We start from the raw sequence: 23,735 nt of genomic DNA, 5'->3' as shown, positions 1-23,735 counted from the left end.
GGCACGTCGTGACCGAACGCCCCGACTTGCGGCTCCACGACACGGCGACCGGGGCCGTGCGTGATTTCGTCCCGCTGCGCGAGGGGCACGTCTCCATCTACCTGTGTGGCGCAACCGTGCAGGGGCAGCCGCACATCGGGCACGTGCGCAGCGGGGTGGCATTCGACATCCTGCGCCGCTGGCTGACCGCGCGTGGTTACGACGTCGCGTTCGTCCGCAACGTCACAGACATCGACGACAAGATTCTGACCAAGGCCGCCGCGGCCTGCCGGCCCTGGTGGGAATGGGCGGCCACCTACGAGCGTGCGTTCACCGCCGCCTACGACGCCCTGGACGTGTTGCCGCCATCGGTCGAGCCCCGCGCCACCGGCCACATCACCCAGATGATCGAATTAATGGATCGGTTGATCGAAACCGGGCACGCCTACGCCTCTGGCGGCGACGTCTACTTCGACGTCCTCAGCTATCCCGATTACGGGCAGCTGTCCGGGCACAAGATCGACGACGTTCACCAGGGCGAGGGCGTGGCCGCCGGCAAGCGCGACCAGCGCGACTTCACCTTGTGGAAGGGCGCGAAACCCGGCGAGCCCTCGTGGCCGACGCCGTGGGGCCGCGGACGCCCCGGCTGGCATCTGGAATGCTCGGCGATGGCCCGCACCTATCTCGGCGCCGAATTCGATATCCATTGTGGCGGAATGGATTTGGTATTCCCACACCACGAGAATGAGATCGCGCAGAGCAAGGCGGCCGGCGACGGCTTCGCTCGTTACTGGCTGCACAACGGCTGGGTGACGCTGGGCGGGGAGAAGATGAGCAAGTCGCTGGGCAACGTCTTGTCCATACCCGCGATGTTGCAACGGGTTCGGCCCGCCGAGTTGCGCTACTACCTGGGCAGCGCGCATTACCGCTCGATGCTGGAGTTCTCCGAGACCGCGCTGCAGGACGCCGTCAAAGCCTATGTGGGGGTTGAGGAATTCCTGCATCGGGTCCGCACCCGGGTCGGCACCGTGGTGCCGGGTCAGTGGACGCCGCGATTCGGCGCGGCGCTCGACGACGACCTCGCCGTCCCGATCGCGCTGGCCGAGATCCATCATGCCCGTGCCGAAGGCAATCGCGCGCTCGACGCCGGTGACCATGCGGGCGCGCTGGCCAACGCCGGCGCGATCCGGGCGATGATGGGCATCCTGGGTTGCGACCCGCTCCACGAGCGCTGGGAGACGCGCGACGAAACCTCCGCCGCGCTCGCGGCCGTCGACGTGCTGGTGCAGGCCGAACTGGAGAGCCGGCAGAAGGCACGTGAGCAGCGCGACTGGGCGCTGGCCGACCAGATCCGAGATCGGTTGAAGGAAGCCGGTATCGAGGTCACCGATACCGCCGACGGTCCGCAGTGGGAGCTGCAGACCGGTGACGACAAGTAGTGGCCGGTAACTCGCGGCGCCAGGGTGCGATCCGCAAATCCGGCAGCAAGAAGGGGCCCACCGTTGGCTCGGGCGGTCAGCGGCGTCGCGGCCTGGAGGGTCGTGGCCCCACGCCGCCCGCCCATCTGCGGCCCAACCATCCCGCGGCCAAGCGCGCGCAGTCGCAGCAGCGCCGGCCGGCCAAGCGCACCGACGACACCGAGACGGTCCTGGGGCGCAACCCGGTGCTGGAATGCCTGCGCGCCGGCGTTCCGGCGACGGCCCTCTACGTCGCGCTCGGCACCGAGGCCGACGAGCGCCTCACCGAATCCGTCGGCCGGGCAGCTGATTTGGGCATCGCGATCCTGGAGGTGCCGCGCCTCGATCTGGACCGGATGACCGCCAATCATCTGCACCAGGGCATCGCATTGCAGGTGCCGCCGTACAACTACGCCCACCCCGACGACCTGCTCGCCACCGCGTTGCAGTCGCCGCCGGCGCTGCTGGTGGCGCTGGACAACATCTCCGACCCCCGCAACCTCGGCGCGATCGTGCGTTCGGTCGCGGCCTTCGGCGGACACGGCGTGCTGATACCGCAACGCCGTTCGGCCTCGGTCACCGCGGTGGCATGGCGCACCAGCGCCGGTGCGGCGGCCCGTCTCCCGGTCGCGCGTGCCACCAATCTCACTAGGACACTGAAGGATTGGGCCGAACGCGGGGTGCGCGTCGTCGGCCTCGACGCCGGCGGTCACACCGTGCTCGACGACCTGGACGGCACCGACTCGATGGTCGTCGTCGTCGGTTCCGAAGGCAAGGGCCTCTCACGGTTGGTGCGGCAGAACTGCGAACAGGTAGTGTCGATCCCGATGGCCGGTGACACCGAATCACTCAACGCCTCGGTGGCAGCCGGGGTGGTGCTTGCCGAGATCGCCCGGCAGCGCAGGCATTAGCGGATTGGCCGGGCGGCTCGCGCGGCTGGGCGCCGCGGTCGCGGCCGTGGCGATTCTTCCGCTGCCGCTGGCGGGGGCGCAAGACGGCGGATTCGACCTGCAGGCCCACCGCGGCGGGCGCGGGGAGGCGACCGAGGAGTCGCTGCGCGCCTTCGCCAAGGCGATCGAACTGGGCGTCACCACACTGGAACTCGACATTGTGCTCACCGTGGACGGGCAACCTCTGGTGTGGCACGACCCCACCATCGATCCGGAGAAATGCTCCGACACCGCTCCCGTGTTCGCCGGTGACCCGCAGTATCCCTACGTCGGCAAGCTGGTGCACGAGCTCACGTGGGCACAGCTCCGCACGCTCGACTGCGGTCGCCGGCTCGCCCAATTCCCGCACGCGGAAGTGGTGCGGGGCAACAAGATAGCCACCTTGACCGAGGTGTTCGCGCTCGCCGATTCCTATCACTTTGCCGTTCGCTACAACATCGAAACCAAAGTGGAAGCCGACCGGCCCGGCAGGTCGGCCGCGCCACAGGAGTTCGTCGACGTGATACTGGCCGCGGTCCGGGCGGCGGGCAAGGTCGACCGGGTGGAGATTCAGAGCTTCGACTGGCGGACCCTGCCGATGGTCCGCCGCGCTGAGCCGTCGATCCCGTTGGTGGCGCTGTACAACGAGGAGACGTGGGCACCCGGTTCGCCGTGGCTGGCCGGTCAAGACGCCGCCGTCATCGGCGATCCGCTGATCGGCGCCCTGCTGGCGGGTGCCGACATCGTCTCACCCCGATATCAGCTCGTCACCGGAAAGCCGTACGTCGACCGCGCACATGCGTTGGGGCTCAAGGTGATTCCGTGGACTGTCAACGATGCCGACGCGATGCGCGAGCAGATCGGTTACGGCGTCGACGGCATCATCACCGACTACCCCACCTTGCTGCGCAGCGTGCTGTCCGCGCTCGGGATGCCGCTGCCGCCTGCCGCGCGTCCGGCCTGACCGGGGTCGCGTCGTGGTCGGCGACGGTTGGCCAGCGCGGCGCGCCACATTATGCCCGGGCGCAGCAGCCGGCTGGCAGGATCGATCAGCGCGGTCACCCTGACGAACCGCTCGACCGCGGCCGGGTCGTATTCGCTCGCGGTGAGGACGCGATCGATGTACCCGTTCAACAGTCGGGTGAGCAATGGCGGCGTGCCCTCGATTTCAGGCAGGCACAGGTCGGGGTTGGCCGACAACTCCCACGCCTGGCGGATCGGCACCGCGGCGGCCTGGAAGAATCGCCGTGCCAAATCGACTGTGCCGCTGGCTAAGCAGTTGCGCAGTGCCAGGGCCTCCAGCCCGGCCACCGTCATGCCCTGGCCGTAGATCGGGTTGAAGCTGCAGATCGCGTCGCCGATGACCAGCAGGCCCTCGGGGAAGCGTCGTATCCTGTCGTAGCGGCGCCACCGACTGGACGGCTGGCTGTGCCGGGTGGGCTCCCCGATAGGTTCCGCGGCGCGGACCGCTGCCAGCAGGTGGGCCGGTGCACAGTCCTCGACGAACTCGCACATCGATATCAGGTCGGGGTGCGGCCTATGACCTGCGATGCCGTAAACGGTGAACATCCACGTGTCGTTCTCCGACCGCAGCATGCCCAGCCCGCGCGGCCGGCCCGGCACCGCCCCGACGAGGAAGCCCAATTCATGCAGCGCGTCCGGGTCCATGCGCAGGGCTTGACTCACATACGTCAGGTGCACCGGGACCTGGTCTTCGGCCGGTCGCTCGTAGCCCAGGGCATCCAGCCACGCCGGGGTGCGGGCACTGCGGCCGGTGGCATCGAGCACCAGGTCCGCACTCAGCGTGACGTCGTCGCGGGTGCGACGGTTGACCACCCGGGCGCCGGTGACCCGGTGCCGGTCTTGTGTCGTGGTCAGGTCGACGATGTCGTGGTCGTCGATCAGCGTGATGTTGCCGATGCGGCGCAACCGCGCGCGGACGTGTTCCTCGAGGAAAGGCCGGGTGGCCAAGTACATGGCGCACGAGGGGGCGCCGCCGGAGCGCACCATCAGGTGCCCGCCCAGGTGGTAGTAGGCCTGCGAGAGATCCCGGCCGTCGAAGCGATGCGCGCCGCCGACGACCAGCTGGTCGAGGATGCCGGGGAACAATTGCTCGATCACCTGGGCGCCGCGCGGCAGCAGACCATGCAGGTGCCGGCCCTGCGGCACACCCCGGCGGGCGGCGGCGGATTCGGGCCGAATGTCGGGCAGCGGATCGCGCTCCACCACCGTGACCATGTCGTAGAACTCGCTGAGCGAACGCGCGGCCAACAGACCGGCCATGCTCGCTCCCAATACCAGTGCGTGATTACCGATCTTTGCCATAGCCCACCGCCCGTGCTGCGCGCGTATCCGACAAAAACCATGCTCATGGGCCGAAACGAGGGCCGACAGCGTAGTGGACTACGCGATTGCTGCGGGACTAGTACACAACTCGTCGCCGAAACGGGAGACAAAGCCTCCCGGGCAACGCCCGCGCCTGGATATAGTCACCGAGTGATCGGCGCCGAGCCGCTGGCCGGGCGAGAGAGCGAATTGGGGATCATTCGCCGCGCCCTCAATGTGGGCCGCAACCACGCCGGCGTGGTGATCGCCGGGGCCGCCGGTGTGGGCAAGACCTGGCTCGCCCAGGAGGTCCTGCGCCGCGCCGAGGAGTCGGGGGAGCGGACCAAATGGATCGTCGGCACCGGTTCCGCGCAGGCGTTGCCGCTGGGGGCGTTCCTCGGGGCGATGACCGAAGCCTTGAACAAGGCACAGTCAGATCCGCTGAACGACGTGCGGCGCGTCATCAATTCCTTTGTCGCACAGCAACATCAGCGCAGGGTGTTGGTCGGGGTCGACGATGCGCACCTGCTGGACGGCCTGTCCGCGCTGGTCGTGCACCAGCTCGCGCAGTGCGGTGGGGTGCGGCTGGTCGTGACTCTGCGCACCGGCAGTGACGAACCGGATGCGATCACGGCGTTGTGGAAAGATGGACTGCTGGAAAGGATTGACCTTCAACCACTTTCGGCTGCCGCGACCCGCGAGATCATCGAGAGCAAGCTGGACGGCCCGGTCGACGCGCGCAGCGCGACCCGGTTTCAGAAGTTGACCGGCGGCAACGCCCTCTTCCTGCGGCAGCTGCTGGCCGATCAGGTGGCCGCCGGGCGGATGCGCAAAACGGCCGGCGTCTGGATGTGGGACGGCGACGTCGCGGTCTCCGCAAGCCTGTCCGACACGGTGAGCCGTCAGATGGGCCGGCTCAGCCCGCAGCTGGCGATGGTGATCGACACGTTGTCGCAGTGTGAGCCGCTGGCCGTGGAGGTGCTGTGCGATCTGGCGCGTCGCGGCGACCTGGCTGCTGCCGAGCGGATGGGCCTGGTGAACGTCGAACGCACCGGCGCCGGGCTGACGGCCCGGCTGGCCCATCCGCTGTTCGGTGAGCTGCGCCGCGCGAGCGCCGGCGAGCTGTACCTGTCGGAGATCCGGGGTCGGCTGGCGACGCGGCTAGGTGACGACGGCGACACCGACATGCAGGCCACCGTGCGCCGCGCGCTGCTGCGCCTGGAATCCGATCTCGACCCCGACCCCGGGCTGTACCTGGAAGCGGCGCGGCACGCGATGACGCTGCTGGACCTGGATCTTGCCGACCGGTTCGCCACCGCGGCGGCGCAAGCCGGCGCGCCGGAGGCGGCGGGGGTGCGCGCCATGAACCTCGCGCTGCTGGGGCGCGGCGAACCGGCCGAGGCGGCGCTGCGCGCGATGGCCGATTGCGACCTGCCCGACGGTCATCACTGGGCGACCGTGCGGGCGGCCAACCTGATGTGGAATCTCTTCGACCCCAAGGAGGCGGCGGGAATCCTGAACCGTCTCGCCGCCGGGCCGGAGACCCCGGCGCAGCGGGCGGAACGGTTGGCCGTGCAGGCCTGCCTGGATGCGGTCGCGGCACGCTGCGGACTCGCATCCGAAAACGCCCGTGCCGCGCTGAGCCGCCCCGAGCTGCCCGGCTTCCACACCATGATGGCGTCGCTGGCGCTGATCATGGCGATGGGGGCGCTAGGCCAGGTCGACGAGCTTCCCGGCGTGGCCGAGCAGGTGTTGCGGCGCGCCACGACCTCCTTCCAGGCGTCGCACCTGCGATTCTGGTTCGGTGCCGTCTACGGGCGTGCCTGCCGACTGACCGGGCGGATCGACGAATTCGTCAGCACGGCAACGCAACTGGCCGACGCGTCCCGCGACATTCCGGGCTTGGCCTATGCCAACCTGGCCCTGCTGTCGGGCAACGCCGAGCTGGCCCGCGGTGCCGTCGCCGAGGCGGCCCGGCTGGTGCACGAGTCGGTGGCGGGAGTGGAAATGCACTCCATCACAACGGGTTTGCGGCCAGCGAGCTACTTCGCGCTGGCCGAGGCGCACGCCAAGCTCGGGCATGCCGGCGAGGCCGGCGAGGCGGTTGTCGGCGCCCGATCCTGTGTGCCCGCCGACTTTCTGTTCATGCACACCGCCCTGTCGCTGGCCGAAGGGTGGGCGATGGCGGCCGGCGGCCGGCTGGGCGAGGCCGTGGCCGGCGTGGGGGAGGCGGCGCGGCTTGCCCGCGAACGCGGCCAGCCCACGCACGAGCTGGCCTGCATCCAGGCGGCGGCGCAGTGGGGCGATGTCGCGCGGGCCGCGCGGGCCCGGGAGCTGGCCGGCCTGTTGTCGCTGCCACTGGCCGACGCCGTCGCATCGCATGCGGAAGCGCTCTCGGCCCGGGACGGTGAAGGGTTGTTGGCGGCCTCGGCGGCCTACCGCCGGATCGGTGATCGGGTCGCGGCCGCCGACGCCGCGGCGCAGGCCTGCGTCGTCTTCGACGAGGGCCAGCACCATCGCCGCGGGCTCTACGCGGCGGCATTGGCCAGGGAGCTGGCCGACGAATGCGGCGGCTTGCACACCCCGGCGCTGCACACGCCGACGGGCCTGAAGTTGTCGGGTCGCCAGCGCGACGTCGTCGAGCTCGTGGTGGCCGGCCTGTCCAACCGGGAGATCGCCGAGAAACTGGTGATGTCGGTGCGCACCGTGGAGGGTCACGTGTATCGGGCCTGCCAGCGGGTGGGGGCGCAGTCGCGCGAGGAACTCGCGTCAATCATCCGCTCCGGCCCCTAGAGGCCGAGCAACCGCGCGGACCCCCAGAGCGCGACGACGGCCACCACCAATGCCGCCGGCACGGTGCACAAGCCGAGCCGGGTGTACTCGCCGACGCCGGCCTCGACGTCGTGCTGACGCAGCACCCGCCGCCACAGCAGGTTCGACAGGGAGCCCACGTAAGTGAGGTTGGGTCCGATGTTGACTCCGATCAGCACCGCCAGAATCGCCACCGGACCGCCGGGTGCGACCAGGGGCAGCAAGACCAGCGTGGCGGGCAGGTTGTTGACGACGTTGGCCAGCAGGGCTGCCACCGCCGCGATCCCGAGCAACGCAGGCAGGCTCGACCCGGTCGGCAGCACCGCAGACATCGCCCTGTCCATGCCGTTCAGCGTGACCGCCTGCACCACCACGCCCAGCGCCAGCACGAACACCAGAAACGACAGCTGCATCGAGCGTGCGATCTCCAGCACCGAGGTGTGTCCGCGGCTCAGGCTGCGCACTCCCAGCACCGTCGCACCGGCCGCCGCCACCCAGGCCGGTGCGACCCCGATCGATTGGCAGAACGTGAAGCCCACGAGCGTCAGCCCCACGACCACCAGAACGAAGACCGGCGGTCGCGGCGGCGGCCCGAGCTCCTCGGGGTCGGGGACCACCCGCAGCTCGCCGGCGAAGAACCACCGGAAGACCACATACAGCGCGGCGACCGTGGCCAGCCACGGCAGCGCCATCGCCAGTGTGAACTTGGTGAAGGAAACTCCTGCCGTGTGAAAGGCCAGCAGGTTGGTCAGGTTCGACACCGGCAGCAACAGCGACGCGCCGTTGGCCAGGTGAGCCGTGGCATAGGCGTAGGGCCGCACCGGCGTTCGCAATCGCCGCACGGCCGCCAACACCACCGGAGTCAGTAGCACCACGGTGGCGTCGAGGCTCAGGACCGCCGTGATCGTGGCGGCGATGACGAACACCTGCCGCAGCAGGCCGTGCGACCCGCCGGGGACCCGCGCGATCACCGCCCCGGCGGCCTCGAACAGTCCCTCGTCGTCGCACAACTTGGCCAGCACCAGCACCGCGCCCAAAAACCCGACGACACCGCACAGTTCGACGACCTGTTTCGCGGCCTGGTGCAGGGTGATTGCGCCCATCGCGATCAGGATGAGCGCGGCCGGGACCGCGGCCAGCGCCTCCGGCAGGCCCCGTGGCCGGGCGATGGCAAAGGCGAGCACGACGGCAAGCAGCAGCAGCGCGACGGTCAGTATCAAGGTTTGAACCGCTTCACTTCCAAGGGTTTTCGCGCTGCCACAATGTCGGAAAGTGCAGCCTGATATCGTCGGCGGCGGCCAGCTCATCGAGGACGCGGATGGACACGTCCAGGTCGTCGACGGCATACGGCAAGGCCCGCAACGGCTTTGACAGCGGGCGGAAGAAGTCGTCCCAGTGAATGACGATCACCCGGCTCGCCCCCACCGCGCGCACGGTCTCGCTCCAGTACTCGTCCAGATAGGCGCGCGATTGCAGGCCCAGCTGTCCGACGGACAGGTAGACGGCATCGGCGTGCCGGCCGCGCAACGCGCCGGAGACGAAACCGGCGCTGCCCTGGATCAGCAGCCGCCGGCCCGACGGCCGGTGGTGAATCAGCGTCGACCACGGTTCCCCGCAACGGTAGGCCGACACCGGCACCGGCGGTGTCAGCGGCGCGCCGATCACGCCGGGGAAGCGGTCGGGTGGGCAGTGGTGTGACTCGACCAGCGTTACGTCGTAGGCGCCCAACTCGATTGGCTCACCTGATCGCGCCACCACCAGGCGGTCTTCGGGCAGCCCGTATCCACGCCCGACATTGGCGGCCGACTCGCCACCGACTAGTTGTGCGCCAGTACGGTCGGCCACCAGTGCCGAATCCATCACGTGGTCGACATGTGTGTGCACGGGGATGACGGCGGCCAGGCGCGACACCTTCGCACGCGCCAGGCAGCCGTCGACCCGCGCCGCCGACGGCGTGAGCTTCCCGGCCGCGATCCGGGCCAGGCTCGGGCGGGAGAAGTAGCCGTCGGTCATCAGCGCGGACGAACCGTCGTCGATCAGCAGGGTTGCCACGCCCAGCCACGTCACCGAGGGCGGCCCGGTCTCGGCGCCGGGCACGTCGAACCGGTCCGCGTAGCGGGCGATGTCGGGCCGGCCGAGTCGCAGGCGCATCAGTGAAACGGCCTGAGCTCGATGCCGGCGGCGCTGATCTGATCGCGTACCGCGGCCGCGATCTGCACCGCGTTCGGCGAATCACCGTGCACGCACACCGATTCCACGCTGACATCGATCAGGGTGCCGTCGATTGCGGTGACCTGTCCCGCACTCACCATCGTCACCACGCGCGCGGCGATCTGCCCCGGGTCGTGCAGCACCGCACCGGGTTCGCGCCGCGACACCAGCCGACCGTCCGGCTGGTAGGCGCGATCGGCGAATGCCTCGGCCACCGTGCGCAGGCCGCGTCCGGCGGCCTCCTCGAAGAACACCGAGCCCGTCATGCCCACCACCGGCAGGGCGGTGTCCACCAGCCGTACCGCCTCGGCCACCGCGGCGGCTTGCTCGCGGTTGGTGACGAGCGTGTTGTACAGCGCCCCATGGGGTTTGACGTAGGAAACCGTAGAGCCGGCCGCATGCGAGATCGCCCGCAATGCACCGATCTGATAGACGACGTCGGCGACCAGGTCGTCGGGCGCGACGTCGATGAAGCGCCTGCCGAAACCGGCCAGGTCGGGATAGCTGACTTGGGCGCCGATGCGCACCCCGTGTTCGGCGGCCGAGCGGCAGACTCGCAACAGGCCGGCGGGATCGCCCGCGTGAAAGCCGCACGCGACGCTGGCACTGGTGATGATCTCGAGCATGGCGTCGTCGTCGCCGAGGCGCCAGACGCCGTAGCTCTCGCCCAAGTCGGCGTTGAGATCGATATCGGCCACCCGCCCAGCTTATGAGCTAGGTGCTCACCGCCCGACGCCGTCCCAGCGCCCAGCAGCCCAGGTAGATCAGAAACGAGATCGTCGCGACGAAAACCGACACCGGAACGCCGGGCGCCAGCGACAACACGATTCCTCCGACCGCGGCAACCTCGGCGAAGATCACCGACGCCACGATCGCCGCCGCCGGCGCGTTCACCACCCGGGTCGCCGCGGCCGCCGGTGTGATCAGCAGCGACATCACCAGCAGCGCCCCGACGATCTGCACGGCCTGCGCGGCGACCACGCCCACCAGCGCGGCGAACACGACGCCGAGGGCGCGCACCGGAACGCCGCGGGCGGCGGCGACCTCGGCATCGACGGTGGCGAACAGCAGCGGGCGGTAGCAGACCAACAGGACGGCGACGACCAGCAGGCACACCAGCCCGAGCATCGCCAGCCCGGAGTAGCCCACCCCGACGATCTGGCCGGTCAGCAACGCGAAACTGGTCGACGTGCGGCCCGGGTAGAGGTAGATGAACAGCACCGCCAGACCCAGGCCGAACGCGAGCACCACGCCGGTGACCGAGTCGCGCTCCCGGACTCGCTGCCCGAGGATGCCGAACAGCGCGGCCGCCAGCGCGCTGCCGATCAGCGCGCCCCAGCCGACGTCGAACCCGACCAGCAGCGCGAATGCAGCGCCGGTCAGCGACAATTCGCTGGAGCCGTGCACGGCGAACGACATCTGGCGCATCACGATGAACGGCCCGATCAACCCCGCGACGAGCCCCAGCAGGGCGCCGGCCGCGAGCGCCTGCCGGACGAAGTCGTGGCCGAGCAGATGCGCGGTGACGTCGAAGGCGAACAGATTGTGCAGGATGGCGTCGAGCTGCGAGTTCATAGCGGGTGCCCGCTGTCCTCGCCGACGACGACGTAGCGATCGTTGACCTGCACCACCTGGATGTCGGCCCGGTAGAGCATCGACAGCGTCTCGGTCGTCATCACCTGCTCGACGGTGCCGATCCGGAAGCGGCCGTCGACCAGGTACAGCACCCGGTCCACGTACGGCAGGATCGTGTTGATCTCGTGGGTGACCAGGATGACCGTGGTGTTCGCCTCACGCCGACGCCGATTGATCAGTGCGGCAACGAGTTTGGCGTTGGCGGGGTCCAACGCCAACAGCGGTTCGTCGCACAACAGCAGCATGGGGTCGCTGGCCAGCGCCTGGGCGACGCGCACCCGTTGCAGCTCTCCGCCCGACATCACGCCGACCCGGACGTCGGCCAGCTGCTCGCCGTTGACCTGCTGCAGGGCGCGCTGTACGGCCTCGCGGCGGCGGTGCCGGCCGGCTGAGCGCAGCGGCAGGCACCCCCAGCGGTGTCCGTCGACGCCCAGCCGAACCAGGTCGCTCCCACGCAGCATCACCTCGCGGTCGATCGGGCGGTGTTGCGGCACATAGCCGATATGCCCGCCGCCTGCGGTGACCTCCCGGTCGTTGACCAGCGCGGCGCCGGCGCTGAGCGGCAGCTGTCCGAGCAGCACCCTGAGCAGTGAGGTCTTGCCGGTGCCGTTGGGTCCGAGCACCGCGATGAACTCCCCGCGCGAGACCGACAGGTCGAGGTGGTCCCAAAGCACCCGATCACCGAACGCCAGCCGGGCGCCGGTGAGCGAGACGGCCGGTGGCTGGCGATCGAGCGTCTCGACTGGGGTGTCAATGACGGACATTGCCCTGGCTGGACCGCAACGCGTCGAGCAGGCCGTTGACCGTATTGCGTTGCCAGGTCAGGTAGTCGGTGCCGGCGGTCAGGGTCTCGGCCACGTTGGTCACCCCCACCCCGGCGCGCTTGGCCGAGTCCCGCAGGTTGTTGATCGCCGGGGTGGACGTCTGGGGATTGATCAGCACCGCCGCGACCCGTCGTTGATCGATGAGGTCGAGGACGAATGCCATGTCGGCGGGCGAGGGGTCGGTCCCGTTCTCGTTGGCCTTGGAGAACGCGGCCGGGGTCCGATCCGCCAGGCCCGTGGCCTGCAGCAGGTAGAACGCGACCGGTTCGGTCGAGACCACCGAGGTGTGCGCAAAGGTGGTGTCGATCGAACGCTCGGTGTCCGCGATGGCGTCGGCACCGCGGCCGAATGCGACGGCATTGGCCCGATAGTCCGCGGCGTTGGCCGGGTCGATCGTCGCGAGCCGGTCGCCGACGGCGGTGGCCACCGACTTCGCGACAGCCACGTTATAGAAGACGTGCTCGTTGGGGGCGTGTTCGTCGCCGGCGTTGGGCAGGAATGAGAAGGCGTCGATGGGCTTGATCTTGGAATTGCGGGCCAGCACGTCCTCGACCCAGCCGTCGTAGCCGCCGCCGTTGTAGACGACCAGCGACGCCTCGCCGAGGGCGGCGGCGTCGGACGGGGTGGCCTGGTAGGTGTGCGGATCGACGGTGCCGCCGGACAGGATGGACTTGACGGTCGCGTGGTCGCCGGCGACGGCATGGACAACGCTGCCCCACACGTCGGTGGATGCCACGACGGTGATGGCGCCCGCGTGCGCTCCCGAGTCCGAAGTGCCCGAGCCCCCGCAGCCCGTCAGCGCGGTCGCGCCGATGGCGACGATCGACAGCCAACGCGTCACCCTGACAAGTGCCATCGTGTCCCATTTCGGTAATTCGCCGGTGCGATTCGATGCTGCGCGAGTCCAGCGTCATCTCGATACTAATGAAAATCGTTTCCATTAGGAAGTCGCCTGGTAGGGCGTGCGCCCGGCGGCGCGGTAGCGTCACCGAACGTGAGCCCCATATCGCGACGGCACGCAACCTTGGCGTCGCTGGCAGCCGAGCTCAAGGTTTCGCGCACCACCATCTCCAACGCCTTCAATCGCCCCGATCAGCTCTCGCACGACCTGCGCGAGCGGATCCTTGCGACGGCCAAGCGACTGGGCTACCCCGGACCGGATCCCGTCGCGCGATCGTTGCGCACCCGCAAGGCCGGCGCGGTGGGCTTGGTGATGGCCGAACCGCTGACCTACTTCTTCAGCGACCCGGCGGCGCGGGATTTCGTCGCGGGAGTGGCGCAGTCCTGCGAAGAGCTGGGGCAGGGGCTGCTGCTGGTCGCCGTGGGGCCCAGCCGGAGCCTGGAGGACGGCAGCGCCGCGGTCCTGGGCGCCGGAGTCGACGGCTTCGTGGTGTATTCGGTCTGCGACGACGACCCCTACCTGCAGGCGGTGCTGCAGCGGCGCCTGCCCGTCGTGGTGGTCGACCAGCCGAAAGGGCTCGCGGGGGTGTCGCGCGTCGGGATCGACGACCGGGCCGCGATGCGCGCGTTGGCCGACTACGTCCTGGGTCTGGGCCATCGCGAAATCGGGTTGCTGACCATGCGGCTGGGCCGGGATCGCCGCCAAGCCCTGGCGGACGCCGATCGGCTGCGGTCGCTGAAGTTCGACGTCCAGCGCGAACGCATCGTCGGCGTGTGGGACGCGATGACGGCCGCCGGTGTGGATCCCGATTCGCTGACCGTGGTGGAAAGCTACGAGCACCTACCCGAGTCCGGTGGCGAGGCCGCCAAGGTGGCGCTACAGGCGAATCCGCGCATCACCGCCCTGATGTGCACGGCGGACATCCTCGCGTTGTCTGCGATGGATTACCTTCGCGCACATGGCATTTACGTGCCCGGCCAGATGAGCGTCACCGGTTTCGACGGTGTGCCGGAGGCCATCAGCCGCGGCTTGACCACCGTCGCGCAGCCCAGCCTGCGCAAGGGGCAGCGGGCGGGCGAGCTGCTGTTGCAGCCGCCCCGGTCGGGGCTACCGGTCGTCGAACTGCTGGAAACCGAATTGATCCGGGGGCGCACCGCGGGGCCGCCCGGCTAGCTAGGAATTCTGGTCGCCGATCAGCAGCCGCACCGCCAGGTCCAGCCGCTTGCTCACGTCGGTGGCCGACGCCCGCCGGGTGAGCCACGCCAGCAGGTTCGACAACCAGACGTCCGAGATCACCCGGGCGATGTGGTACTGGTCCTCGGTCGGTTCGCCGTCGCTCATGGCGCGCGCGAACATCGAATCGATGAGCTTTTCGACCTGGTCGACCTCGCTGGCCGCCGACGCGTCGGCGAACACGTAGGCGCGAGTCATCGCCTCGGTCAGTAGCGGGTTGCGCTGCATCGCGCGATTGAGTTTGCCGACCATGAAGTTCAGCCGCTGGAACGGTGTGCCGCCGGCTACCGGGGAGCGGTCCGTTTTGGCGTCGATGCGGCTGAATTCCCGACCCAGCGCCGACACCAGCAGGTGCACCTTCGACGGGAAGTAGCGGTACAGCGTCCCTACCGCGACGTCGGCCCGATCGGCCACCGCACGCATCTGAACCGCCTCGTAGCCGCCCTTGGAGGCGATGGCCATGGTGGCGTCCAGGATGCGCTTGCGGCGCTCCCGTTGAGCCTCCGAGCCGAGTTCGGACTCGGCCAAAACCGCCACGTTCAGGACCTCACGAGGCTGCGAGTCAGAAGCGCGGCCGGAGTTGGTGTTCGCTGTCGACATCTGGCGCGTTGCTCCTTTTCCGGGCGGTCCGTCCGCAAACGATAACCAAGCCGAGCGTGAATTTCCCACCTCCGTCCGGCCAAGACAACGACCTGTCCTGCTGCAACGACATTCGACTTGACGGTCAACCGCTGGCACTATTAGAACACGTTCTAGTGCGCAATAGCGCCCCTTATCGTCACGATGTATTCACCGACCCGGAGGGCTTCAGGTGGTAGCGACCGTCACCGACGAACAGTTTGCGGCACGCGAGTTGGTGCGCGACTGGGCCCGCAACACGAACTCGGGGCCTGGTGGTACCTCGGCGATTCGCGAGGTCGAGCAGGGCTGGGAGTCCGGTGAGACCGACGCCTGGCGGCCGGTCTTCGCCCGTTTCGCCGACCTGGGAATCTTCGGCGTCGCCGTGCCCGAGGACGCCGGTGGCGCCGGCGGCAGCATCGGCGATCTATGCGCGATGGTGGAGGAGGCCGCCAAGGCGCTGGTCCCGGGGCCGATCGCCACCACGGCGCTGGCCACCCTGGTGGTCGACGATCCCGAATTGTTGGCCGCGCTCGCATCCGGCGAGCGGTTCGCCGGGCTCGCGCTCGAAGGTGACGTGCAGTTCGACGGCGGCTCGGCGTCAGGCACCCTCGATTTCGTGCTGGGCGCCACGGACGGCGCCGTGCTGCTGCTGCCCGCCGGCGGGCAGTGGGTGCTGGTCGACGCCGGGAGCGACGGCGTCCAGGTCGAGCCGTTGCGGGCCGCCGACTTCTCCCGGCCGCTGGCCCGGGTGGTCCTGACGTCGGCGCCGGCGACCGTGATCGGGGCGCCAGGGCGGCGGGTCGAGGAACTGGCCGCGACGGTGCTGGCCGCCGAGGCGGCGGGCGTGACCCGATGGTCGTTGGACACCGCGGTCGCCTACGCCAAGGTGCGTGAGCAATTCGGGAGGCCGATCGGCAGCTTCCAGGCCATCAAACACCTGTGCGCGGAGATGCTGTGCCGCGCCGAGCAGTCCGAGGTGGCCGCGGCCGACGCCGCCCGCGCCGCGGGCGATTCCGGCGATGCCGACCAGTTCTCCATCGCCGCCGCGCTGGCCGCCGGCGTCGGCATCACCGCGGCGAAGGCCAACGTCAAGGACTGCATCCAGGTCCTCGGCGGCATCGGCTGCACCTGGGAGCACGACGCGCATCTGTACCTGCGCCGGGCGCACTCCATCGGCAGGTACCTGGGCGGCGCCGAGCGCTGGTTGCGCCGCATCACGGCGCTCACGCAGGACGGCGTGCGACGCCGCCTTAGCGTCGATCTCACCGAGGTCGAGAGCCAGCGCGCCGAGATTGCCGCGGCCGTCGCCGAGATCGCCGCGCTGCCAGTCGAAAAGCGGCAGATCGCACTTGCCGAGGCGGGCCTGCAGGCGCCGCACTGGCCGAAGCCGTACGGGCGCGCCGCCTCCCCGGCCGAGCAGCTGCTGATCGATCAGGAGCTGGCCGCGGCCGGCGTCGAACGACCGGACCTGGTCATCGGCTGGTGGGCGGCGCCGACCATCCTCGAGCACGGCACCCCCGAACAGATCGAGCAGTTCGTGCCGGGCACGCTGCGCGGCGAATTCCTTTGGTGCCAACTGTTTTCCGAGCCGGGGGCCGGGTCAGACCTGGCGTCGCTGCGCACCAAGGCGGCGCGAGACGACTCGCAAGGCGGCTGGCTGCTGACCGGACAGAAGGTATGGACGTCCGCGGCGCACAAGGCTCGCTGGGGGGTGTGCCTGGCGCGCACCGATCCCGACGCCCCGAAACACAAAGGCATCACCTACTTCCTGGTCGACATGAAGTCCCCCGGCATCGAGATTCGACCCCTGCGGGAGATCACCGGCGACTCGCTGTTCAACGAGGTCTTTCTGGACAACGTGTTTGTGCCCGACGAGATGGTGGTCGGCACGGTCAACGACGGCTGGCGGCTGGCGCGGACCACGCTGGCCAACGAACGCGTCGCGATGGCCAACGGGACCGCGCTGGGCAACCCGATGGAGGAGCTGCTGACGCTGCTCGCGGCAAGGGATCTCGATGTCGCCGAGCAGGACCGCCTCGCCCGCCTGATCGTCCTGGCGCAGACGGGCGCGCTGCTCGACCAGCGCATCGCCCAGCTCGCCGTCGGCGGGCAGGACCCCGGCGCGCAATCCAGCGTGCGCAAGCTGATCGGTGTCCGCTACCGGCAGGCGCTGGCCGAATTCACGATGGACGTGGCCGAGGGGGGTGGGCTCGTCGACCGCCGGGCGGACGGCGACCGGGCTGTCTTCGACTTCCTCAACACCCGCTGCCTCACGATCGCCGGCGGCACCGAGCAGATCCTGCTCACGGTTGCCGCCGAGCGGCTCCTCGGCCTGCCCCGCTAGCAACATGTCGACCCGGTAAATCTGCAGACCTCTACTCGTACTTAGTTTGCGGATCAACAGTCTCGGCGGCGTGTCGGCCACTGATGCCACTATGTGCGCATGCAGATGGTGTTCATCGGCAGCGAGCGGTCGCGAGCGGATCAATGACGCGTTACGAACGCAGCGTTGGTGCCAGCCGATCTACCCCGGTGTGGACGCCCCAACGGGGCCACAACCCTAGGTGTCGCCGCGGGCCGGCGACCCGATGGAACCACCATCGTCCCGCCGAGCCGGTAATCCCGCAGGCCTTTACCCGCACTTTGCCTGCGGATTTGCCGGCTCGCGCCCCTAGGAGAACGTCGTGATCGCGCAGGTGCTCGGCGAGGTGACGTTGACGCCGGAGTAAACCACCTGAATGTGGGCGCAGGTGATGACGTTGCTGTCGGTCTTGGGCTGCCCCGTCTGCCAGCTGGTGGAGTCGATGCGGCCGGTCGTCTGGTACTTGTCGGGCGGGCCCTCGCCCAGGTAGATCGTGGTGATCTCGTCTTTGCCCATCGATTTCATGACCCGCTCGTACTGGCCGTCGGCGTGTGCGTCCAGGTAGGCCATCCGGTCCGACGACCGGATCTCGGTCGTCTGGCGCGCCCACAGGCCGGGCGGGAAGCCGGTCACACCGTCGGGCGTGCGCAGGTCGGCGCCCGCGGTGAAGTCGCAGTGGCCGTCGCTCTGGAAGCAGTTGAGGGTCACATGCGTCTCGAGCTGGTTGGGGCCGTCCAGCGGGAACAGGGTGGTCGCGGTGTTGCTGGCCGCCGTGCCGGTCGGCACCGGCGACACCATCAGCAGCGGTCCGACGACCGCAAACCCCGCGGCTAGCCGCTTCATCTGGCTCCCCTTACCGTTACCCGCGCACCGAGCAGACCTCGGGTTCGAACTTAACTCCGCGACTAATCGTCGTAGGTGACTTCTACCGAATCAGATTCCGGGTGAGATTGACAGGCCAAAATCAGGCCGTCGTCGAGATCCTCCTGCTCGAGGACGTCGTTGACCTCCATGTTGACCTTGCCTTTGCGTAGGGTGCAGGCACACGCGCCGCAGTGACCCTCGCGGCAGGAGAACGGCGCATCGAGGCCCTTGGCGAGCAAGACGTCGAGCAGCTTGGCGTTGCGCGGCCAGGAGATGGTGTGGGTTTCGCCGTCCAGCTCGACGATCGCGGTCGCCGGTGGCTCGTCGCCCTCGGCGGTGTCCTCGATCGTGATCGCGGCGAACGGATCGGAGTCCAGCGATTTGAACACCTCGATATGTATTTGCGCCGCAGGCACTTTGAGCGTCTCAAGGGCCTGGCGGCTGGCATCCATGAACGGCCCGGGGCCGCAGATGAAGGCATGCCGATCGGTGAACGGCGCGGCCAGCTTCGCCAGCGCGGTCGCCCCCGGCAGTCCTTGCACCGACTCCAGCCAGTGCACCACGGTCAGCCGGTCGGGGTATTTCGCCGACAACTCGCGCAGCGCGTCGGCGAAGATCACCGAGCGCTCGTCGCGGTTGGCGTAGACCAGCGTCACCTGCCCGCTGCCTTCGGCGAGCGCCGACTTGCAGATCGACAGCACGGGGGTGATCCCGCTGCCGGCGGCCAGCAGCAGGAAGTCGTCGTCGAGCGTCTTGGGCACGAAGGTCCCCGAGGGGGCCAGCACGTGGATCCGCATGCCCGCCTGGGCGTGGTCGCACAGCCAGTTCGACGCGTAGCCGTCGGCGGTGCGTTTGACGGTGACGGTCAGTGCGTCGTCGGTGAACGGCGAGCTGCACAGGGAGTAGCAACGCGCCACCGAGCCGGTGCGGTCGCTGGGGATGCGCAACGTCAGGAACTGGCCGGGCGCGTAACGCAGCCGTTCGGGCGGGATGTCGGGGTCGCCGGCGGCGTCCGGCACCGCGAACACCAGGGACCGCGCGTCGTCGGTCTCGTCGACGACCTCGGCGATCTGCAGTTCAAGGACGTGGTCGCCGAGCGGTTCGTCGGGAATCGCATCCGTCAAGACCGGCCCCTCCTTTCGTCACAACTAGAACATGTTATAGAAAACCCGATTCGTACCGCTACCAGCCGCAGGCATACCCTGCTCGACACAAATCGGAACGTGTTCTAGTCTCAGTGTTAAGTCCGCAGTCCAGGAGGCAAAGGTAAGTGACGTCCATTCAACAGCGTGACGCGCAGTCGGTGTTGGCTGGGATCGATGATCTGCTGCCGCAGATTGCCGAGCGCGCCCAGCTGACCGAGGATCTGCGCCGGCTACCCGACGAGACCGTCCAGCAGCTCGACGAGGTCGGGTTCTTCACCCTGCTGCAGCCCGCGCAATGGGGCGGCCTGCAGTGCGACCCAGCGCTGTTCTACGAGGCGGTGCGCCGGATCGCCAGCGCGTGCGGTTCGACCGGTTGGGTGAGCTCCATCATCGGGGTGCACAACTGGCACCTGGCGCTGTTCGACCAGCAGGCCCAGGAAGACGTCTGGGGCGAGGACCCCAGGACCCGCGTCTCGTCGTCGTACGCCCCGATGGGTGCCGGCGAGGCCGTCGACGGCGGCTACCTGGTCAACGGTTCGTGGAACTGGTCGTCCGGATGCGACCACGCCACGTGGGCGTTCCTCGGCGGGCCCGTCATCAAGGACGGTCGCCCCGTCGACTTCGGCAGCTTCCTCATTCCCATCAGCGATTACCGCATCGACGACGTGTGGCACGTGGTCGGGCTGAAGGGCACCGGCAGCAACACCGTCGTCGTCAAGGACGTCTTCGTGCCGCGGCACCGGTTCCTGTCCTACAAAGCGATGAACGACGGCACCGCGGGCGGCTACCAGACCAACACCGCACCGGTCTACAAGATGCCTTGGGGCACAATGCATCCCACCACAATCTCGGCGCCTATCGTCGGGATGGCCTACGGCGCCTACGACGCCCACGTCGAGCACCAGGGCAAGCGGGTGCGCGCCGCGTTCGCCGGGGAAAAGGCCAAGGACGACCCGTTTGCCAAGGTCCGCATCGCCGAGGCGGCCAGCGACATCGACGCCGCGTGGCGCCAGCTGAGCGGCAACGTCGCCGACGAGTACGCGCTGCTGGCGGCCGGCAAGGAGATCCCGTTCGAACTGCGCGCCCGGGCACGGCGCGACCAGGTTCGCGCCACCGGTCGCGCGATCGCCTCGATCGACCGGTTGTTCGAGGCGTCCGGCGCCACGGCGCTGGGCAATGATCAACCGGTGCAACGGTTCTGGCGCGACGCGCACGCCGGGCGGGTGCACGCGGCCAACGACCCCGAGCGGGCCTACCAGATCTTCGGGAACAACGAGTTCGGGCTGCCGCCCGGCGACACCATGGTCTAGCCGATGGCGGCAACCGATTCCAAGACCGAGGAACTGACATTCGAGTCCACCTCGCGCTTCGCGGAGGTGGAGGTGGACGGGCCGCTCAAGCTGCACTATCACGAGGCTGGGGTAGGCAACGAGCAGACGGTCGTGCTGTTGCACGGCGGCGGTCCGGGCGCGGCGAGCTGGACGAACTTCTCGCGCAACATCCCGGTGCTGGCGGAGCGGTTTCACGTGCTGGCGGTCGATCAGCCCGGCTACGGCCACTCCGACAAGCGCGCCGAACACGGGCAGTTCAACCACTACGCGGCCCGTGCGCTGGCGGGTCTTTTCGATCAGCTGGGCCTGGGACGCGTTCCGCTGGTGGGCAATTCGCTGGGCGGGGGCACCGCGGTGCGGTTCGCGCTCGACTACCCGGACAAGGCAGGCCGACTGGTGCTGATGGGACCCGGCGGGGTGAGCGTCAACCTGTTCGCCCCCGATCCGACCGAGGGCGTCAAGCGGCTGGGCAAGTTCTCGGCGGAGCCCACGCGCGAGAACCTCGAGGCGTTTCTGCGCGTCATGGTCTACGATCAGAAGCTCATCACGCCCGAGTTGATCGAGCAGCGTTTCGAGTTGGCGAGCACGCCCGAATCGCTGACCGCGACGCGGGCAATGGGAATGTCTTTTGCCGGAGCCGATTTCGAGCTCGGCATGATGTGGCGCGAGGTGCACCGGCTGCGCCAGCCGGTGCTGCTGATCTGGGGCCGCGAGGACCGGGTCAACCCGCTGGACGGCGCACTCGTCGCGTTGAAGACCATCCCGCGTGCGCAGTTGCACGTCTTCGGGCAGTGCGGGCACTGGGCGCAGGTGGAGAAGTTCGACGAGTTCAACAAGCTCACCATCGATTTCCTGGGAGGTGCACGATGAGCATTCGCTCGCTGGGCTACCTGCGCATCGAGGCCACCGACATGGCGGCCTGGCGCGAATTCGGCCTGAAGGTCCTTGGCATGATCGAGGGCAAAGGCGGCACCGAAGGTGCGCTATACCTGCGGATGGACGATTTCCCGGCCCGGCTGGTGATCGTCCCCGGCGAGCAGGACCGGCTCATCGAAGCGGGCTGGGAATGCGCGAACGCCGCTGGCCTGCAAGAGATCCGCAACCGGCTCGACATCGAGGGCACGCCCTACAAGGAGGCCACTGCGGCCGAACTGGCCGATCGCCGCGTCGACGAGATGATCCGGTTCTCCGACCCTTCCGGAAACTGCCTGGAGGTCTTCCACGGCGCGGCCCTCGAGCACCGCCGGGTCGTCAGCCCGTACGGGCACAAGTTCGTCACCTCCGAGCAGGGCCTGGGACACGTGGTGCTGACCACTCGCGACGACGCAGAGACGCTGCACTTCTACCGGGATGTGCTGGACTTCAAGTTACGTGACTCGATGCGGCTACCGCCGGAGCTGGTCGGCCGGCCCGCCGACGGTCCGCCGGCCTGGCTGCGGTTCCTGGGCTGCAACCCGCGCCACCACAGCCTCGCCTTCATGCCCGGCCAGACGCCTAGCGGCATCGTGCACCTGATGGTCGAGGTCGAGCAAGCCGACGACGTCGGGCTGTGCCTGGACCGGGCGCTACGCAAGAAGGTGCCCATGTCTGCGACGCTGGGCCGTCACGTCAACGACCTCATGCTGTCCTTCTACATAAAAACACCCGGTGGATTCGATGTCGAATTCGGTTGTGAGGGAAGGCAAGTGGAAGACGACGACTGGATCGCCCGGGAGAGCACGGCGGTCAGCCTGTGGGGCCACGACTTCAGCGTCGGCTTCAAAGCCTGATTTCGGGGCCGACCATGACTGCCGCCCCCATCGACCCGCGCGCGTTCCGCACGGTGCTGGGGCAGTTCTGCACCGGCATCACCATCATCACCACCGTGCACGACGGCGTGCCGGTCGGCTTCGCCTGCCAGTCGTTCGCGGCACTGTCGCTCGACCCACCGCTGGTGCTGTTCTGCCCGACCAAGGTGTCGCGGTCCTGGAAGGCCATCGAGTCCAGCGGCCGGTTCTGCGTCAACATGCTCACCGAAAGCCAGAAGCAGGTCTCGGCCCGCTTCGGTTCCAAGGAGCCGGACAAGTTTGCCGGAATCGATTGGCACGCATCCGAACTCGGTTCGCCCATTATCGATGGATCGCTCGCCCACATCGACTGCACGGTGGCATCCGTGCACGACGGCGGCGATCACTTCGTGGTGTTCGGCGCGGTCGAGTCGCTGTCGGAGGCCCCGAAGATCAAGCCGCGGCCGTTGCTGTTCTACCGTGGCGAATACACCGGCATCGAGCCGGACAAGACCACACCGGCCCAGTGGCGCGACGACCTGGAGGCCTTTCTCACCACCACGACGCAGGACACCTGGCTCTAGCGCGGCGTCCGTGCGCCGACGCGGTCAGTGCCGAACGTCCTCCGGGTGGGTCGCGGGGTCGGCGTGTTCGCGACTCCACACCGTGTCGTCGGTGATCTCGTCGGTGTCGGTGCCGTCACGACGTTGTTTCCCGCTCTTCGGGTCGATCTTGTCGGCATGGTCCCAGCGCTGTTGAAGTTGCTCGCGCGAGGCCGAGGCCTCGCTTTGATGCTCCGCGGCGCGCTCCTGCAGCCTGGCAGCCTCGGCAGCCTTGACCTCGGCCTCGGCCTGTGCGGCACGGGCTCTGGCGGCCGTCTCGTGAGCCAGCGCCTCCCTGCGGTCGACGTTGGCCGACTCCAACCTCGCCTGCTCGCGAATTTCCTCTGCCTGGCGGTGCCGCCGGCTTCGGGTCCGGTAGATCGCCGTGACCACGGCGACGATCAACAGAACTGCTGCCACTACCGTGATGACAATCCAAGTGCTGGTGCTCATGTGGGGCTCCCGTGTCCAAGTGGTTGCGCTGCGGCCGTATCCACTCGGAGTCCCCGTATTCGACAGCGATAAAACAACCGGGGAACCTGCCGCCTGCGTATGGGTCTCGCGGCAAAGCGACTGGGTAGTGCCCGGTGGCCCGCTGAGGGGTCGGGCCACCGGCACAAGTCCACACTAGGAATTCCCCGTATTAGACGTATATCAAACAAGCGCGGAGTATGCCACAGCACATGGCCGGATTGCCGGAATCAATGGCCGACGCCGCCGACCCCTGCTGACCGGCCGC

Annotated in this window: 21 protein-coding genes; 10 read left to right on the top strand and 11 right to left on the bottom strand. The window is 68.7% G+C overall.

The genetic code is table 11. From position 1 onward, the window contains the following. Positions 1 to 8: 8 nt before the first annotated feature. The 3 genes from cysS to MSG_RS22710 are packed head-to-tail and all read left to right on the top strand — an operon-like array spanning position 9 to position 3,329. On the top strand, positions 9 to 1,418 hold the full coding sequence (gene cysS, locus MSG_RS22720) for a cysteine--tRNA ligase (RefSeq protein ID WP_096443240.1): 1,410 nt from the start codon (positions 9 to 11) through the stop codon (positions 1,416 to 1,418). Then, entirely contained in the window at positions 1,418 to 2,347 is a 930-nt protein-coding gene (gene rlmB, locus MSG_RS22715) for a 23S rRNA (guanosine(2251)-2'-O)-methyltransferase RlmB (protein WP_096443238.1), read from the top strand. The genes cysS and rlmB overlap by 1 nt, the downstream gene beginning before the upstream one ends. Beyond that, positions 2,343 to 3,329, top strand: coding sequence for a glycerophosphodiester phosphodiesterase (locus MSG_RS22710; protein WP_096444736.1), 987 nt, complete (start codon positions 2,343 to 2,345; stop codon positions 3,327 to 3,329). The genes rlmB and MSG_RS22710 overlap by 5 nt, the downstream gene beginning before the upstream one ends. On the opposite strand, the gene MSG_RS22705 is transcribed toward MSG_RS22710, so the two are convergent. Continuing rightward, positions 3,257 to 4,690: an FAD-dependent oxidoreductase gene (locus MSG_RS22705; protein ID WP_096443236.1), complete on the bottom strand. Its 1,434-nt coding sequence runs from the start codon at positions 4,688 to 4,690 to the stop codon at positions 3,257 to 3,259. The genes MSG_RS22710 and MSG_RS22705 overlap by 73 nt on opposite strands. 171 nt (positions 4,691 to 4,861) lie before the next feature. Between MSG_RS22705 and MSG_RS22700 the strand changes: the two genes are divergently transcribed. Then, the gene (locus MSG_RS22700) at positions 4,862 to 7,483 is read left to right on the top strand and encodes a LuxR C-terminal-related transcriptional regulator (protein ID WP_118915697.1); all 2,622 of its coding nucleotides are present in this window, start codon (positions 4,862 to 4,864) and stop codon (positions 7,481 to 7,483) included. Here the strand turns inward: MSG_RS22700 and MSG_RS22695 are convergent. From MSG_RS22695 to MSG_RS22670, 6 genes are read right to left on the bottom strand one after another with little or no spacing between them, the layout of a single operon-like run. After that, positions 7,480 to 8,721 (bottom strand): SLC13 family permease, encoded by a 1,242-nt coding sequence (locus tag MSG_RS22695; RefSeq protein ID WP_096443234.1) that lies wholly within the window; start codon positions 8,719 to 8,721, stop codon positions 7,480 to 7,482. The two genes, MSG_RS22700 and MSG_RS22695, sit on opposite strands and share 4 nt — an antisense overlap. Before the next feature lie 13 nt (positions 8,722 to 8,734). After that, positions 8,735 to 9,652 carry an MBL fold metallo-hydrolase gene (locus MSG_RS22690; protein ID WP_096443232.1) on the bottom strand — a complete coding sequence of 306 codons (918 nt, stop codon included), beginning with the start codon at positions 9,650 to 9,652 and terminating at the stop codon, positions 8,735 to 8,737. Next, positions 9,652 to 10,410, bottom strand: a complete 759-nt coding sequence (locus tag MSG_RS22685; RefSeq protein ID WP_096443230.1) for a LamB/YcsF family protein — start codon at positions 10,408 to 10,410, stop codon at positions 9,652 to 9,654. Before MSG_RS22685 ends, MSG_RS22690 begins: the two co-directional genes overlap by 1 nt. 16 nt (positions 10,411 to 10,426) lie before the next feature. After that, positions 10,427 to 11,287 carry a metal ABC transporter permease gene (locus MSG_RS22680; RefSeq protein WP_096443228.1) on the bottom strand — a complete coding sequence of 287 codons (861 nt, stop codon included), beginning with the start codon at positions 11,285 to 11,287 and terminating at the stop codon, positions 10,427 to 10,429. Further along, a complete protein-coding gene (locus tag MSG_RS22675) occupies positions 11,284 to 12,111 on the bottom strand; it encodes a metal ABC transporter ATP-binding protein (RefSeq protein ID WP_096443226.1) in 828 nt (275 codons plus the stop codon). The genes MSG_RS22680 and MSG_RS22675 overlap by 4 nt, the downstream gene beginning before the upstream one ends. Next, complete coding sequence (locus MSG_RS22670; protein ID WP_096443224.1) at positions 12,098 to 13,027, bottom strand: metal ABC transporter solute-binding protein, Zn/Mn family; 930 nt, start codon at positions 13,025 to 13,027, stop codon at positions 12,098 to 12,100. The genes MSG_RS22675 and MSG_RS22670 overlap by 14 nt, the downstream gene beginning before the upstream one ends. A gap of 138 nt (positions 13,028 to 13,165) precedes the next feature. Between MSG_RS22670 and MSG_RS22665 the strand changes: the two genes are divergently transcribed. After that, positions 13,166 to 14,245, top strand: a complete 1,080-nt coding sequence (locus MSG_RS22665) for a LacI family DNA-binding transcriptional regulator (RefSeq protein WP_096443223.1) — start codon at positions 13,166 to 13,168, stop codon at positions 14,243 to 14,245. On the opposite strand, the gene kstR is transcribed toward MSG_RS22665, so the two are convergent. Next, entirely contained in the window at positions 14,246 to 14,842 is a 597-nt protein-coding gene (gene kstR / locus MSG_RS22660) for a cholesterol catabolism transcriptional regulator KstR (RefSeq protein WP_162899330.1), read from the bottom strand. Positions 14,843 to 15,116: 274 nt separating this feature from the next. On the opposite strand from kstR, the gene MSG_RS22655 reads away from it, so the two are divergent. After that, a complete protein-coding gene (locus tag MSG_RS22655; protein WP_096443219.1) occupies positions 15,117 to 17,270 on the top strand; it encodes an acyl-CoA dehydrogenase in 2,154 nt (717 codons plus the stop codon). 327 nt (positions 17,271 to 17,597) lie between these two features. Here the strand turns inward: MSG_RS22655 and MSG_RS22650 are convergent, their stop codons facing one another. Next, on the bottom strand, positions 17,598 to 18,131 hold the full coding sequence (locus tag MSG_RS22650; RefSeq protein WP_096443217.1) for a hypothetical protein: 534 nt from the start codon (positions 18,129 to 18,131) through the stop codon (positions 17,598 to 17,600). 62 nt (positions 18,132 to 18,193) lie between these two features. Next, positions 18,194 to 19,276, bottom strand: a complete 1,083-nt coding sequence (locus tag MSG_RS22645; RefSeq protein WP_096443215.1) for a ferredoxin--NADP reductase — start codon at positions 19,274 to 19,276, stop codon at positions 18,194 to 18,196. Positions 19,277 to 19,422: 146 nt separating this feature from the next. Between MSG_RS22645 and hsaA the strand changes: the two genes are divergently transcribed. The 4 genes from hsaA to hsaB are packed head-to-tail and all read left to right on the top strand — an operon-like array spanning position 19,423 to position 22,978. Next, complete coding sequence (gene hsaA / locus MSG_RS22640) at positions 19,423 to 20,607, top strand: 3-hydroxy-9,10-secoandrosta-1,3,5(10)-triene-9,17-dione monooxygenase oxygenase subunit (RefSeq protein WP_096443213.1); 1,185 nt, start codon at positions 19,423 to 19,425, stop codon at positions 20,605 to 20,607. Between the two features lie 3 nt (positions 20,608 to 20,610). Beyond that, positions 20,611 to 21,498, top strand: coding sequence for a 4,5:9,10-diseco-3-hydroxy-5,9,17-trioxoandrosta-1(10),2-diene-4-oate hydrolase (hsaD, locus tag MSG_RS22635; RefSeq protein ID WP_096443211.1), 888 nt, complete (start codon positions 20,611 to 20,613; stop codon positions 21,496 to 21,498). Beyond that, positions 21,495 to 22,397: an iron-dependent extradiol dioxygenase HsaC gene (gene hsaC / locus MSG_RS22630; protein ID WP_096443209.1), complete on the top strand. Its 903-nt coding sequence runs from the start codon at positions 21,495 to 21,497 to the stop codon at positions 22,395 to 22,397. Before hsaD ends, hsaC begins: the two co-directional genes overlap by 4 nt. A gap of 14 nt (positions 22,398 to 22,411) precedes the next feature. Further along, positions 22,412 to 22,978: a 3-hydroxy-9,10-secoandrosta-1,3,5(10)-triene-9,17-dione monooxygenase reductase subunit gene (hsaB, locus tag MSG_RS22625; protein ID WP_096443207.1), complete on the top strand. Its 567-nt coding sequence runs from the start codon at positions 22,412 to 22,414 to the stop codon at positions 22,976 to 22,978. Positions 22,979 to 23,002: 24 nt separating this feature from the next. Here the strand turns inward: hsaB and MSG_RS22620 are convergent, their stop codons facing one another. Further along, a complete protein-coding gene (locus tag MSG_RS22620; RefSeq protein ID WP_096443205.1) occupies positions 23,003 to 23,449 on the bottom strand; it encodes a hypothetical protein in 447 nt (148 codons plus the stop codon). Positions 23,450 to 23,735: the final 286 nt, after the last annotated feature.

Origin of the sequence: Mycobacterium shigaense (genome assembly GCF_002356315.1) — a bacterium.
GTDB lineage: Bacteria > Actinomycetota > Actinomycetes > Mycobacteriales > Mycobacteriaceae > Mycobacterium > Mycobacterium shigaense.
Note: the sequence above shows the minus strand (reverse complement) of the source record. Positions and strands in the feature narration are given on the sequence as shown.

Excerpts from the sequence above, each read along its gene's own strand:
- hsaC (WP_096443209.1), top strand. The coding sequence starts at position 21,495 with ATGAGCATTCGCTCGCTGGGCTACCTGCGCATCGAGGCCACCGACATG.
- hsaD (WP_096443211.1), top strand. The coding sequence starts at position 20,611 with ATGGCGGCAACCGATTCCAAGACCGAGGAACTGACATTCGAGTCCACC.
- MSG_RS22680 (WP_096443228.1), bottom strand. The coding sequence starts at position 11,287 with ATGAACTCGCAGCTCGACGCCATCCTGCACAATCTGTTCGCCTTCGAC.
- hsaB (WP_096443207.1), top strand. The coding sequence starts at position 22,412 with ATGACTGCCGCCCCCATCGACCCGCGCGCGTTCCGCACGGTGCTGGGG.
- MSG_RS22705 (WP_096443236.1), bottom strand. The coding sequence starts at position 4,690 with ATGGCAAAGATCGGTAATCACGCACTGGTATTGGGAGCGAGCATGGCC.
- MSG_RS22675 (WP_096443226.1), bottom strand. The coding sequence starts at position 12,111 with ATGTCCGTCATTGACACCCCAGTCGAGACGCTCGATCGCCAGCCACCG.
- MSG_RS22670 (WP_096443224.1), bottom strand. The coding sequence starts at position 13,027 with ATGGCACTTGTCAGGGTGACGCGTTGGCTGTCGATCGTCGCCATCGGC.
- MSG_RS22650 (WP_096443217.1), bottom strand. The coding sequence starts at position 18,131 with ATGAAGCGGCTAGCCGCGGGGTTTGCGGTCGTCGGACCGCTGCTGATG.
- MSG_RS22690 (WP_096443232.1), bottom strand. The coding sequence starts at position 9,652 with ATGCGCCTGCGACTCGGCCGGCCCGACATCGCCCGCTACGCGGACCGG.
- MSG_RS22620 (WP_096443205.1), bottom strand. The coding sequence starts at position 23,449 with ATGAGCACCAGCACTTGGATTGTCATCACGGTAGTGGCAGCAGTTCTG.